Annotated in this window: 12 protein-coding genes; 8 read left to right on the plus strand and 4 right to left on the minus strand. The window is 53.3% G+C overall.

Features of this window, described 5'->3' with window-relative positions; translation table 11 throughout:
* Positions 1-10: 10 nt before the first annotated feature.
* The 3 genes from holB to N512_RS0119975 are packed head-to-tail and all read left to right on the plus strand — an operon-like array spanning position 11 to position 2,092.
* A complete protein-coding gene (gene holB, locus N512_RS0119965; protein WP_028781444.1) occupies positions 11-922 on the plus strand; it encodes a DNA polymerase III subunit delta' in 912 nt (303 codons plus the stop codon).
* A 10-nt stretch (positions 923-932) separates the two neighbouring features.
* The gene (locus N512_RS0119970) at positions 933-1,259 is read left to right on the plus strand and encodes a PilZ domain-containing protein (protein WP_025011164.1); all 327 of its coding nucleotides are present in this window, start codon (positions 933-935) and stop codon (positions 1,257-1,259) included.
* A 44-nt stretch (positions 1,260-1,303) separates the two neighbouring features.
* Entirely contained in the window at positions 1,304-2,092 is a 789-nt protein-coding gene (locus tag N512_RS0119975; protein ID WP_028781445.1) for a TatD family hydrolase, read from the plus strand.
* 370 nt (positions 2,093-2,462) lie between these two features.
* Here N512_RS0119975 and rsmF read toward each other — a convergent pair whose 3' ends face one another.
* Complete coding sequence (gene rsmF / locus N512_RS0119980) at positions 2,463-3,866, minus strand: 16S rRNA (cytosine(1407)-C(5))-methyltransferase RsmF (RefSeq protein ID WP_028781446.1); 1,404 nt, start codon at positions 3,864-3,866, stop codon at positions 2,463-2,465.
* Between the two features lie 71 nt (positions 3,867-3,937).
* Here rsmF and N512_RS0119985 point away from each other — a divergent pair, with 71 nt between their 5' ends.
* Positions 3,938-5,164 carry a nucleoside recognition domain-containing protein gene (locus tag N512_RS0119985; protein WP_028781447.1) on the plus strand — a complete coding sequence of 409 codons (1,227 nt, stop codon included), beginning with the start codon at positions 3,938-3,940 and terminating at the stop codon, positions 5,162-5,164.
* A gap of 62 nt (positions 5,165-5,226) precedes the next feature.
* On the opposite strand, the gene N512_RS0119990 is transcribed toward N512_RS0119985, so the two are convergent.
* From N512_RS0119990 to N512_RS0120000, 3 genes are read right to left on the minus strand one after another with little or no spacing between them, the layout of a single operon-like run.
* Entirely contained in the window at positions 5,227-7,848 is a 2,622-nt protein-coding gene (locus N512_RS0119990) for a PqiB family protein (protein WP_028781448.1), read from the minus strand.
* Positions 7,826-8,464: a paraquat-inducible protein A gene (locus N512_RS0119995; protein ID WP_025887715.1), complete on the minus strand. Its 639-nt coding sequence runs from the start codon at positions 8,462-8,464 to the stop codon at positions 7,826-7,828. Before N512_RS0119995 ends, N512_RS0119990 begins: the two co-directional genes overlap by 23 nt.
* Positions 8,454-9,101, minus strand: coding sequence for a paraquat-inducible protein A (locus tag N512_RS0120000; protein WP_037475773.1), 648 nt, complete (start codon positions 9,099-9,101; stop codon positions 8,454-8,456). Before N512_RS0120000 ends, N512_RS0119995 begins: the two co-directional genes overlap by 11 nt.
* A gap of 196 nt (positions 9,102-9,297) precedes the next feature.
* Between N512_RS0120000 and N512_RS0120005 the strand changes: the two genes are divergently transcribed.
* The 4 genes from N512_RS0120005 (at position 9,298) to prc (ending at position 13,074) form a co-directional block, all read left to right on the plus strand.
* A complete protein-coding gene (locus tag N512_RS0120005; RefSeq protein WP_028781450.1) occupies positions 9,298-9,585 on the plus strand; it encodes a YebG family protein in 288 nt (95 codons plus the stop codon).
* 13 nt (positions 9,586-9,598) lie between these two features.
* A complete protein-coding gene (locus N512_RS0120010) occupies positions 9,599-10,057 on the plus strand; it encodes a GAF domain-containing protein (RefSeq protein WP_025887716.1) in 459 nt (152 codons plus the stop codon).
* Between the two features lie 263 nt (positions 10,058-10,320).
* Positions 10,321-10,980: an RNA chaperone ProQ gene (gene proQ / locus N512_RS0120015; RefSeq protein ID WP_028781451.1), complete on the plus strand. Its 660-nt coding sequence runs from the start codon at positions 10,321-10,323 to the stop codon at positions 10,978-10,980.
* A gap of 30 nt (positions 10,981-11,010) precedes the next feature.
* A complete protein-coding gene (gene prc / locus N512_RS0120020; RefSeq protein WP_028781452.1) occupies positions 11,011-13,074 on the plus strand; it encodes a carboxy terminal-processing peptidase in 2,064 nt (687 codons plus the stop codon).
* Positions 13,075-13,190 lie beyond the last annotated feature (116 nt).

The raw sequence follows: 13,190 nt of genomic DNA on the forward strand, positions 1-13,190 counted from the left end.
AGTGATGAAGATGGACATGCCCTGGTTAAGTGACGCCAAAGCCCGTTTTATGCAGCAACTGCACTCGGCTCAGATGCCTCATGCGTTACTGCTGGGGCTTTCCCAAGGCTATGGCGGCATGAAGCTAGCCGAAGAGATAGCCGCGGCGGCCCTGTGCAGCGAACCCACAGCTCGGGGAGAGTGCGGTCATTGCAAGAGCTGCCAGCTGGTGCTCGCCGGTAACCATCCCGATTTTCATCTTCTCGAAGCCGATGGTAAACAGATAAAAGTGGATCAGGTGCGGGCGCTTTGTCAGGACCTGACCTCCACGGCCCAGCAAGGTGGGCGGCGCGTGGCGCTTATCGCCCAAAGTGAGCGCCTCAATCAAGCAGCGGCTAATGCCCTGCTGAAAACCCTGGAAGAGCCGGGGCAGGGGACGCTGATTATTCTACAGACCGACAGCACCGCCGGGCTGCTGCCGACCATATCCAGTCGTTGTCAGAGAGTGCAGGTAAAACTGCCGAACAATAGTGCCATTCAGTCCTGGCTGGCGCAGCAATTGCCGCTGCCGGCCGATGTTACCTGGTGTTTGCCCGTCGTCGGCGGGCCGCTAAAGTTGGCAGAGGTTTTGCAGTCTGACAGATACCAGACCTTATTGGATTATCGCCGCGATTGGCGCGCCAGTTTGTTAACGGGCCATCTGTGTGCTAGTTTGTTAACAGTAGGTGAAGAACAAATCTCTGATGTACTTAGAGTTTTATACTTGGTGTTACATAGAGAGCTGTTAACCACCGAAGGGGAGGACCCCTTGCTGCGGGCGCGAATAGCGACCCTGGCTGCCAAGGTGATGGATACCTGTAATCGTCTGAGCCAGATGCCGAGTGTCAACTACTTGGCGCTTTGCCAGAATTATGTCTTAGAATATAAGAGACTGAAAACTTAAAAAGTATCCTATGGTCGATCTGACAGTGAATTTTGACACCCTGCACCAGTTGTATCGTGCTTATATGCCTTTTATTCAGCCAGCGGGCCTGTTTGTGGCAACTACCGAGGGACATTTCCTCGGTCAGGAGATCCAGATAGGTTATCGTTTGCCGGGCTCGACTCATGTCAATGAGTTTCAGGGGGTCGTGGTGTGGATCAACCCGCTCGGTGCTTCCGGAGGACGCCCGGCCGGAATAGGGGTTAAAATTCTCTCGGATCCCGAATCCCACAAGCATCATATCGAAAAACTCCTCTCCAGAGAGCTGGCATCGGGTGATTTGACCTGCACTATGTAGGGCGCTATCCTTGCCGTCCTTTTCAATTGTGGGTGGATTTCCAAGTGTTAGTTGATTCCCATTGCCATCTCGATCGCCTCAAAGCCGCGCCGGATCCCGAAAGCCTTAGTCAGTTGCTCGATGCCGCCAAAGCTCGGGGGGTAGACTATTTTCTTTGTGTCAATGTCCGGCAAAAAGGTTTTGCAGAGATGAAGGCCAAAGTCGCCGGGTTTGAGCAGGTGTTCCTGTCATCCGGGGTGCATCCTTTGGATGTGAAAGAGGGATTGGATCTCAATGAACTCAAGAGTTATGCCGCCGACCCGAAAGTCGTGGCCATTGGCGAGACTGGGCTGGATTATTTCTATACCGATGATACCAAGGCCTTGCAGCAACAATGCTTTGAGCAGCAAGTGGCACTGGCCAGAGAAGTGGCCAAGCCTTTGATTGTTCACACCCGGGATGCCAGAGAAGACACCATAGCCATACTGAAGAACGGTGGCGCCGAACAGTGCGGCGGGGTACTGCACTGCTTTACCGAGAACTGGGAAATGGCCAAGGCGGCGATGGATCTGGGCTTTTATATTTCGGTTTCCGGTATCGTCAGCTTTAAAAATGCCGGTGAGCTAAGAAGTGTTATCCGTAAAATCCCCAAAGACAGGTTGCTGGTCGAAACCGATTCGCCTTATCTGGCACCCGTGCCTCATCGGGGAAAAGAGAATCAGCCGGCCTTTGTTCGTGATGTCGCCGAGTTTGTTGCCGAGCTCAGAGGTGAGTCCTTTGAAGAGTTGGCCCAGTACACCACAGACAACTTTTTTACCCTGTTCAAGGATGCGGCCAAACTTGCGGCAAGATAGGGCGGAGGCTTAGGGATATCCAACCACTGGTCATCTGCCATAAAAGCTGCAGATAAAAAAAGGCCCAAAACTATTCCAATTGTTTTGGGCCTAGGGGAATGGCTCATGGTTGAGCCGTGCGCTAATGTTGAGATCCGACAGGATTGGCTATCTCTGACTAAATATTAGCCGAACGCCGATAAAAGAGGTATTTGGCCGGCAGATTTGTTAGCACTAATTAATATAAGATATAACAAAAATAGAGGTCGATTTAAGTAAGGGCACTTAAAAGAATGACTTAACAAGCCACTCTTTTAAGCATTCAGGCGAGTTTAATCGAAGGCGTGTCTGCAGCGGCGTTTACCCAATGCTTTCAGGACGGCCAAGGCTTTCAGGATAGGCAGATCTTGTCTTTGACCAGCTCCCGCGGCAGGTTGTTCTTCAGCCGGTTGCCCAGATGTTTACCCAACCCCAGCACTTGCCCGCCCCAGGTCAATACCAGCTCACCACGGGCTTTTTCACTGCCATCCAGCGCGATATCCCGGCCCATCAGATAAGCCTGAGCCTCAGGCTCTGTAACTTCATAACCCTTGTCGGCGGTTACTCCCAAGGCCATTAAGGCTTCATGACGCAGTTTCAACCCATGCTTACTGTCATCGGCGAGCTTAAGACCGATACGCTGATAACGCATCTTGCCGATAAAGGGCTCAAAGCCGCAGGGAAACAGCCAGTACTCCTGATCCCGGATCCAGAGGCTGCCGTCGGGAAGCGTTTTGCCGAGCAACCGCTGCAGCTCGGCGGCGATGGCCTGTTGCTGTTTGGCACTGGCGAGACTGAAAGGAAACTGCTTTTGCTGTTTGGGTTCATCACTTTCGCGCGCCACTGAACTCAGTTTACGCACCTTGGCAACAAAGAAACCTTCGCTGTCATAGATTTGCGGCCAAATATGCAAGAAGCCCTCGGCAGAGCAGGCTTTTTCCGCCCCGGCAAACAGTGATTCAAGTGACTCAAAGGCCACCGCAGCGCCATATTTTTGCTTAAGGTGTTGCAGTACGGCCTGGTTTTCCTGGCTGTTGAGGGTACAGGTGGAGTACACCATTACCCCGCCAGGCTTAAGTGCCAGAAAGGCGGAATCTATCAAATCCCTCTGGGTGGCGGCAATGTCGGCTATCTCCTGTGGATCCCAGTGTTTGAGGGCATCCGGATCCTTGCGTACCGTGCCTTCACCGCTACAGGGGGCATCGAGCAACACGGCATCCATGGATTCATACTGGTATTGGCCGAACACCCTGGCATCGAAGTGGGTCAGGGCCGTATTGCTGACCCCCATTCTCTGCAGATTGGCATGCAGCACTTTGACGCGGCTGGAGGAGTATTCGTTGGCGATCAGCGCGCCTCCATTGGCCATCATGGCCGCCATTTGTGTGGTCTTGGAGCCCGGCGCCGAGGCCATATCCAGCACCAGCTCCATTCCCGGCTCCAGCAGCGCCATGGGCGGCAGCATGGAGCTGGCCTCCTGAATGTAAAACAGCCCTTGCTGATGTTCGACACAATTTCCGGGTTGGCTATCGCCCGCCTGATACCAAAATCCCTCAGGGCACCAGGGAATGGTTTCGAACTGCCAGCCTTTGGCCCGCATTCTCGAGAGGAATTCATCGACGCTGATTTTGAGGGTGTTGACCCGCAAGGCGGCTCTCAGTGGTAAGCTGCAAAAGTGAATAAAATCCTCGAGCTTGAGATGTTCTGGCAGATCCTTGGCGATACTGTTGATAAAATTCTGATTTAATTGAACCATAAACAAAAAGGGTGACCCCGGGATGGCGGCAGTATAGCACACTCGGGCGCGGCGACTGTGGGGTGTTTTAGGTGTTGAACCGGGTTTGGAGTCTGTTCTTTATTATCGCGCTGGGAGCGATTTTGCTGCGTTTGATGAGCGGCGATGCGACTGTTCTCAATGAGTCTGTCACGGCGATGTTTGACAGCGCCAAATTGGCCGCCGAAATAGCCCTGGGATTGATTGGGGTGTTGACCCTGTGGATGGGGCTGATGCGTCTTGGGGAAAAAGCCGGAGTGGTTGCAGCCATTGCCTGGGTATTTGAGCCGCTGCTCAGCAAGTTGATGCCGGAAGTGCCAAGAGGCCACCCCGCCTATGGCAGCGTCACCATGAACCTGACCGCCAATATGCTGGGGTTGGACAATGCCGCCACACCATTGGGACTTAAGGCGATGGCAGATTTGCAAAGCCTGAACCCCGACAAGAAGACCGCCACCAATGCCCAAATTCTGTTTTTGGTGCTCAATACCTCTTCCGTGACTTTGGTACCCGTGACGGTTTTTTTGTACCGGGCGCAGCAAGGGGCTGCTGATCCTGCCGACATTTTCCTGCCTATTTTACTCTCTACCCTGGGCTCGACCCTGGCGGGTTTGAGTGTGGTGGCGCTGGTGCAAAGGATACGCTTGCTGGATTGGGTGGTGCTGGGTTATGGCACAATACTGCTCGGCGGTCTCAGTGCCGGTGTGATGTACCTGTTGACCCTGGGAGCCGAGCGGATCGGCGAAGTCTCCGCCATGTTGGGGAACGGTTTGCTGCTGGGGATCATCTTTGCCTTTGTGTTGGTGGCGCTGCTTAGGCGGGTGGCGGTTTACGATGAATTTATCGAAGGCGCCAAGTCGGGGTTTGAACAGTCGGTGCGGCTCATTCCTTATCTGTTGGCCATGCTGCTGGCGATAGCCTTACTGCGCGCCTCCGGCGCACTGGATTATCTACTCGGGGTTATTGCCGCTTTGGTGGGCCACCTGGGGATGGATGGCCGCTTTATCGATGCCTTGCCAACCGCCCTGATGAAGCCTTTGAGCGGCTCAGGCGCCAGAGCCATGATGCTGGAAACCATGGCCCATTACGGCGTCGATTCTTTTGCCGGCAGGCTGGCGGCCATTTTCCAGGGCAGCACAGAAACCACTTTTTACGTGCTGGCAGTGTATTTTGGTGCCGTCGGTATCCGCAATGGCCGCCACGCACTGGCTTGTGGCTTGTTTGCCGATCTGGCGGGTATCTGCACTGCTATCGCCGTGTGCTATTGGTTTTATGGCTGAGGTGAAACATAGGTAGGATCACAAACTTAAAAATCGGGGCTCAGATGAGCCCCGTTTGGGTTTTATGGCTGGCTGAGTCTTGGGCGCCAGTTGAGCCAGTCGCGCTCGGGTTTGTCATGAAGTGGCATCAGGCTCTGGTTTTCAAGCGGTTTGCTGCTTTGATTGTCGAGCTCAGTGACCACTCCTATGCCGCCGGCGAGTATGGTTTCCAATGAGCCGGTTTCGATTTGGGCTCCGGAAAACAGCCCCAAATCGACCCGAATACCGGACAAGTCGTAGAACCTGCTGCTCTGGTTGATAAGATGCCGATAAGGCGCAGCAATCTGGGTCTGGATCCAGACTTCATCGCCCTTGGGCGCCAGTCTATAGCTGGTTACATCGCCAATTTGAATGCCGCGAAAGAAGATCCCTGTGCCTATGTTGACCGAGCCCAGGCTGGTCTTGCTCAACACCAGCTGCAGCGCATCGGCCTCTGGGGCAATCGCCGTGTGTACTTTGCCATTGAACTGCCGGCTCGCTTTGGTGGCCTGGCCGGGAAGAGCGCTGATATAGGCGCCGGTCAGCAGGGTTTCCGGCGCCTTTATGCCCTTAAGGGATATTTCGGCATTGACCAGGCTGTAGCGACTGTCGCTTTTGAGAAACGGCTCGGCATAGCGGCCATAGAGAAAGGCACTGAGTTGCTGGCTGTTGAGATCGTCACTCAAGGTTACCCGGGTGACTTCACCTATCTGATGGCCCTGATAGCGGATAGCGGCACCTGGTTTGATAGTGGCACTGGCCGGGAAACTCAGCTCAATGGCAACGGCCTGATTGCGCGCCAGTGACTCGGAGGTATAAAGCTGCTTATTGTTGGGCTCGCCTTGTTCCAAAAAGCCCAAACTGATACTGCCCTTGATGGCACCGGCCAGCGGCGCGACATCCAGCTTGACTCCCGAAAGTCCGGCATCGATTGACACCGCCTGATTGCGCCAAAACACGGCATTGGGTTTGAGTAGGGGCGCAAAGGTATGGTCTATGGCGAGCGCAATGGCAAATCTGTCATCCTGGCTCTGCCAGCTGACCTGTTTCACCTGTCCTATCTGCATCTTCTTGTAGTAGACAGGTGCGCCCGGGCTCAAGTCGGCGCCATCATCGCTGTAGAGCTGCCATTTTAGCTGCTCCATGCCTTGGTAATAGTGGCCGGCCTCGGCACTCGAGGCAAACAGCGGCAACGGCTTGGAAAGATCCGCGCCCTTGCGGCTTTGGCCGCGTCTTAAGCTGACACTGCCCTTGGTGAGGGTCGTAAAATCGCCGCTCTTGAGGCTGACTCCGTCCAGTGAGGCGTTGAAGTCCAGCGCGGCTTCGGCGATGAAGTCACTGCCTTGAGTCAGCAACGGGGCAAACTCGGGCAACACCTCGGCCTGGTACTCTACCGAATTAAAGTCCTGACTCAGGGTAACTGAAGTGACCTTGCCTATGGCGATCTTCTTGTACCTCAGCTCGGCATCTGGGCTGATGCCGGGGTTTTCATCGGCTCTAAGCGTTATCTTTAGCGCCTTGGCCTTGCTGAGATCCGGCGCCTGCTCGGCCAAGGCGTAACGGGTCTGGGCCTCGCCCGTACCCGGGAGAAAGGCGATGGCATCGCCGCTCAGCAATCGGCCCGGGTGTTTTATGCCGGACAGTGACAGCTCGGCGCCTTCACGCCAAAATTGCGCCGTGCCGGTCAAAAGACTCGAGTAGGGGGCGTCCAGGCGGGCATGCAGCGCCACGCCGTCATCGGCCAGCACTATCTCTTCGATTTCCCCTATAGGCAAACCGCGGTAGAGAATGGGGCTGCCCTTGTTGAGGCCATCGGCGTTTTTTGCCGACAGGATAAAGCTGGCGCCGCCACTGGCTTCTGTTTCATTGTCATATAGGGTGAAACTATCGCCGTTTACTGCGTTCTTTGAGCTTTCGGGGGAATCAAAGTTGATGCCGCCGGCGAGTATCGCCGCCAGGCTCTCTGCGCTGACCTTAACGCCGGAAAGTGAGGCGTTGATCTCTATGCCGGAGACATTCCAAAAGCGGGAATCCTTCTTGACCAGATAGGCATATTGCTCCTGAATAAAGGCACTCAGCAGCAGCTTGTCACTGTTGTCGAGTCGATAGCTGACCACACTGCCAACAGGTACCTGGCGATAAAATACCGGAGAGCCCACATCCAGTGAGCCGAGGCGATCGGCGCTCAGTTCAACCACTAAGCCATCATTACTGGGCAGCACGGCCGGGGCAGAGCGCTCGGCCTCGTAGCTGTAACGTGAATCGCCGTCTCCGGGTTGAATACCTATATAGTTTCCCGAGAACAAGGCATCCAAACCTTCGACGCCTGTGATGGATGCTTTGGGGGTCACCAGCCAGAACTTGGTTTCATCCCTGAGGAAAGGCTCGGCGCGGTAGTCCATCAATACATCGACGTTCACACCCTGCAGCTCTTCATCGATGGAGATATCCACCACCTTGCCGACGGTCAGGCCCTGATAGCGCACCAGTGTCTTGCCCACATCCATACCACTGGCACTGGGGAAGTGGATCCGCACCTCAATGCCGGATTCCTTGATGCTCTTCAGCCCCAGCCAAGCGCCCAAGGCCAACGCCACTATAGGTAACAGCCAGATGGGGGAAAAAAGCTTCTTTTTGACTATTTTAGGCTTTTCGATTTGCGTCATCTTCTGTGTCCAGTTGATCCCAAAGTAAACGTGTGTCCAACACCTTGGCCGCAAGTTGGGTAAAGAGGATGACCAAGGCAAACGCAGTTGCTGCCGGCGCCGGCTTGGCGTCCAGCAATTGCCCCATATTAACCAGGGCAACGGTAATGGATATGACAAACAGATCCAGCATAGACCAGCGTCCAATCCATTCTATGATATGAAACCCAGCCATCAGTGGCCGTTTGGGGATAGGCAGGTTGAAACTGATCGCCGTCAGATAGAAAGCCAGGCCGATAATCTTCAGCCAGGGCACCAGAATACTGGCGGTAAAGACTATGATGGCGATGGGTAACATATCCGACTGTACCAGATGGGTGATGCCGGAAAAAATGGTGTCGTAGGTAACCTTGCCCTGTTTGGTGAGCATGGTAATGGGATAGATGTTGGCCGGGATTAACAAGATGGCTGCAGTGATCAGCAAGGCCCAGCTTTTTTGCAGACTGGTTTCGTCCCTTAGCCTGAGTGGGTTTTGGCAGCGGCTGCAGTACTCATCCTCTATCAGGTTGAGTTTCTTGCAGGCAGGGCAGGTGCACAGGCCCATGTCTTTGCCCTGGATCTGCTTTCTAGCTTTCATCGAGAAAACTCCACATATGCTCCAGGTTATATTCGCGCTGCAGGAAGAGAGTCACCAAAAACAGCATGGTAAAACAAAAGGTTCCCATGCCAAAGTAAACATCGGAGAAGTCGGACAACTGAAAGGCGGAAACCAGGAAACTGATCACATAAATTTCCAGCATGGTCATTTGCGACAGCAGGCCTTGCTTCTTGAGCAACCAGGTGAGAACCCCTCGCCAGAAGTGATGCTGCACCAGACCTGTCTTGATGATCAGTACTTGAACAAAAATCGACAGATTGAGTACTCCTGGGGCTATTACTGCCGCCACCAATACGGCAATCCCCACTATCCAATAACCTTGGTCAATTACCGCCAGGGCACCTTGGTATGCGGTCGTGGTTCTGACACTGCCGAGAAAGTGCATTTCCAATACAGGCAGCAGCATGGCGGGCAGATAAAACAGCAGGGCACTGATACATAACGCCAGCATGCCATTGATAGAACAATAGGGCGCATCATAAAGCGCTGTATGGCATCTGGGACAAAGCGCTCTGACGCCGGAGGGCAAGGCGCGTTTACTCACAGCCAAATCACAGGCGCGGCAGAGCACTAAGCTGCAGTCCGGTTTGTTGTCGCTTGGAGTATAAGCTTTCAAATGCTGGATATGTCCTGTTCTGGCCATGGTGACCCAAGCTTAGTCGTCAACACACTAACTGCGTTGCGCGTGGGTCCATTGGAGTTAATCGACAAAACAAACTCGCAAATACTATCAGAAAGAGCGCGTCTCTTGCATCTATAGCGCATTTTATGTCACTCTATGTACTGTATATTTAAACAGTGTGAGGAAGGTCATGGCCGTTATAACTCAGTACGTTGTGGTCAGAGAAGGGGTTGAGAAGATGACATTTACATCTAAGAAGGAGGCAGACGCCTACGATAAGATGCTCGACATCGCGGATAACTTAATCCCCTTTATTCAAGCCAGTGAATTGGAACTGGATGATAATACAGCGGAAAAACTTGCTTTTTATTTAGCTTCTCATAAAGATACACTGGCGAATCTGCTCAAGGGTGCCCCGGTAAAAGCACCGGCCCCCGCCAAGAGCAGTAAGAAGAAGACAGAACTAGAAAAGGCATAACCCGGGAATACAGATGAAAGCTCAGTTTTACGATACGCTCAACCGTCAGGTACAGGCACTGTTTGCCGGTGAAGACGATGTCATTTGTGCCATGGCCAATTTCTCAGCTTTGCTGAATGAACACCTTGAAGACATCAATTGGGTGGGTTTCTATCTGCTCAAGGGCGAGCAACTGGTGCTTGGGCCCTTTCAAGGGAAACTGGCCTGTACCCGAATTCCAATGGGCAAAGGGGTCTGTGGCACCGCGGCCGCCAAGGGCGAGACTCAGTTGGTTGAGGATGTACATCAGTTTGCCGGACATATCGCCTGTGATGCCGCCAGCAACTCGGAAATTGTGATCCCTGTTTACCAAAAGGGCGAACTGATTGCCGTGCTGGATATCGACAGTCCCAGCCTGTCGCGCTTCGATAAAGAGGATCAAACCGGGCTGGAGACCCTGGTGCAGAGTCTGGAAAAGTGCTTATTTGGTTAATTCCCGTACAATCTGCCACAATTGGTGGTCGCTTTAAGGCGCGTGCAGCTTATAATAGGCGGCCGCTTTGAGGGCCAAATGACCGTTTGTGGTGCTTGGCCGTATCAGGCTGAAATGTTAAGTTTTGTGTAATGCCTTTGGCAATGGCCGAATGCATGCTAATTTGTACGTTATCCCCCAAGGGGTTAACGAAGATGAACGACGCCGTGAGTACAGCAGACCTAACTGACCACTGACGTCCCCTGTTAACTGTGGAAGTAATGATGGAATCAACAGAAAAGTTGACCGACACCAACGCTATTCTGGCGTATTTGTATGAAACATTCCCTTTGTGCTTTATTGCCGAAGGAGAAACCAAACCACTGAAGATAGGACTGTTTCAGGATTTGGCTGAAAGGTTGGCTGATGATTCCAAAGTCAGTAAGACCCAACTTAGGGTCGCCCTGAGACGCTACACCAACAGTTGGCGTTATCTGAAGTGCATCAAGGAAGGCGCTCAGAGGGTGGATCTCGATGGTAACCCTTGCGGCGAACTGGACCCAGAGCATATTGAACATGCCAAGGCGACGCTGAAAGAGAGTCAGGAAAAAGCCAAGGCCCGCCGTGCTGCCGAGCCAGCCAAAGAAGGTGAAGCCAAAAAAGCCAAGCCTGCGCGTAAGCCTCGTCCTCAAGGGGACAAGCCCCGCAACGATCGCCCCCGCAGCGATAAAAAGGCGGCCCGTAAGCCTGGCAAGCCTGCCGCTCCAGCCGTGGAATTGGTACCAGCCGTATTGGAAGAGCTGAAACCTTCACAGCGAGTGAATGTCAAATTGGGTATGACACCGGTAGCAGGTGTGATCCTCGACATCAATAAAGAAGATGTTCACGTCCAACTGGATTCCGGCCTGTCAGTCAAGGTCCGCGTGGAACATATTCTGCTGTAAAATCATCAAATAGAAAGGAGTAACTTGCTGATGCGAAAATTTATTCTTGCTGCATCGATCGCCAGTGTCTTTATGGGATCCCAGGCGCTGGCTATCTCACCGGCAGTTCCGGTCAGCGAGTTACCCCATTTGCAACAGGAGCCGCAACACAAGGTTGCCAGTAAACGGATAACCGGCCTGTTCAGTCGCTCCCATTATCACAGATTCGATCTGGATGATGCCTTCTCGCAGCAGATCTTCAAACGCTTTCTTGAACAACTCGATTACCGCCGCAATGTATTGTTGCAGAGCGATATCGACAGTTTTAAGGTTTATGCCAATCAGTTTGACGATATGGTACGCAGCGGCGATCTGGAACCGGCGTACAAGATGTACGATCTGGTGCAGCAGCGCCGTTACGAGCGTTTTGCCTATGCCTTGAGTCTGCTCGACAAAGAGATGGACTTTAATCAGGCCGGCGATGCTTATGTCTTTGATCGTAAAGATGCCGCCTGGCCCAAAGACGAGGCCGAGCTCAACGAGCTGTGGCGTCAGCGGGTCAAGTACGATGCCCTCAACCTCAAGCTGACCGGTAAAGAGTGGCCGGAGATTGTTGATGTGCTGGGTAAGCGCTACAACAACGCCATCAAACGCTTGAAGCAAACCAACAGCGAAGACGTGTTCCAGGGGCTGATGAATGCATTTGCCCGCAGTGTCGAGCCGCACACCAGTTACCTGTCTCCCCGTAATGCCGAACGTTTCCAGATGGAGATGAACCTGAGCCTGGAAGGGATAGGCGCCGTATTGCAGATGGAAGATGACTACACAGTTATCAAGAGTCTGGTGGCCGGTGGTCCAGCTGCGCTGAGTGAGAAGCTGGCGCCTGAAGACAGAATTGTCGGTGTAGGTCAGGAAGGCAAGGAGATGGTCGATGTTATCGGCTGGCGTCTGGATGATGTAGTCGACCTGATCAAAGGCCCTAAAGGTAGCAAGGTGACTCTGCAGGTGCTGCCCAAGAAAGGCGGCTCCAATGCCAAACCCATCAATGTGACTGTGGTGCGGGACAAAATTCGTCTCGAAGACAGGGCGGCGACTTCCAAGATAGTCGAGCCGGAAACCGGTCCTTACGCTCAGCGTAAAATTGGTGTTATCCAGATCCCCGGCTTCTATATGGACTTATCCCGCGATGTGGCCAAGGAGTTGCAAACACTCAATGAAGCCAAGGTTGAAGGTGTGATTATTGACCTGCGTGGTAACGGTGGTGGCGCCTTGACCGAAGCGACTTTGCTTACCGGGCTGTTTATCGATCAGGGGCCTGTGGTGCAAATTCGTGACGCCAATGGTCGCATCAGCGAAAACCGCGACAACGATGGCAAGAGCTATTATGACGGTCCACTCACAGTGATGGTTGACCGTTACTCGGCCTCGGCATCGGAAATTTTTGCCGCTGCGCTGCAGGATTATGGCCGCGCCTTGATTATCGGTGAGTCTACCTTCGGTAAAGGCACAGTGCAGCAGCACAAGAGCCTTGGCCGTATCTACGACCTGTATGAAAAGCCGGTTGGCCATGTGCAGTACACCATAGCCAAGTTCTACCGTATTAATGGTGGCAGTACTCAGTTGAAAGGTGTGACTCCGGATATTCCGTTCCCCAGTGCGTTGGAGCCGGGGGAATATGGTGAGGCGGAAGAAGACAATGCACTGCCATGGGATAAGGTGCCTGTAGCCAAGTACCAGCCTTTGGGTGAAATCGGCGCAGAGATGGTCAGCAATCTTGCGAAACGCCACCAGAGCCGGATTAAGCAGGACGTCGAGTTCGGCTATATACTGCAGGACATAGGCGAGTTCAAGAAACACCATAAAGAGAAGAGTGTTTCTCTGGTGGAAAGTGAGCGCTTGGCCGAGCGGGATAAGGACGATCAGAAACAGTTGGCCCGCCTCAACGAACGTCGGGTTGACCATGGTCTCGAACCCTTGAAGTCTCTGGATGACGATGAAAATGTCTCCGAAGACGAGAAGAAAATCGAGACTCCGGATGCCTTCCTCGATGAAGCCGTCTATATCACTCTGGATATGGTGGACTATCAGAGATTGGCAAAAAACAGCGCAAATTGATGCTGGCTCCAGGAAACAAAAAACGCGCTGATTGCGCGTTTTTTGTTTGCTCCCAGCGCGAACAGAGGCAAGATCAGTCAACGAACTCAGCGACTGCCAGTGCCCAACGAATTAAG

It is taken from the genome of Shewanella sp. 38A_GOM-205m, from assembly GCF_000518445.1.
Lineage (GTDB): Bacteria > Pseudomonadota > Gammaproteobacteria > Enterobacterales > Shewanellaceae > Shewanella > Shewanella algae.

Coding starts and splice junctions, on each gene's coding strand:
- prc (WP_028781452.1), top strand. CDS start 11,011: ATGCGAAAATTTATTCTTGCTGCATCGATCGCCAGTGTCTTTATGGGA.
- holB (WP_028781444.1), top strand. CDS start 11: ATGGACATGCCCTGGTTAAGTGACGCCAAAGCCCGTTTTATGCAGCAA.
- N512_RS0120010 (WP_025887716.1), top strand. CDS start 9,599: ATGAAAGCTCAGTTTTACGATACGCTCAACCGTCAGGTACAGGCACTG.
- N512_RS0120005 (WP_028781450.1), top strand. CDS start 9,298: ATGGCCGTTATAACTCAGTACGTTGTGGTCAGAGAAGGGGTTGAGAAG.
- proQ (WP_028781451.1), top strand. CDS start 10,321: ATGGAATCAACAGAAAAGTTGACCGACACCAACGCTATTCTGGCGTAT.
- N512_RS0119970 (WP_025011164.1), top strand. CDS start 933: ATGGTCGATCTGACAGTGAATTTTGACACCCTGCACCAGTTGTATCGT.
- N512_RS0119995 (WP_025887715.1), bottom strand. CDS start 8,464: ATGAAAGCTAGAAAGCAGATCCAGGGCAAAGACATGGGCCTGTGCACC.
- rsmF (WP_028781446.1), bottom strand. CDS start 3,866: ATGGTTCAATTAAATCAGAATTTTATCAACAGTATCGCCAAGGATCTG.
- N512_RS0119990 (WP_028781448.1), bottom strand. CDS start 7,848: ATGACGCAAATCGAAAAGCCTAAAATAGTCAAAAAGAAGCTTTTTTCC.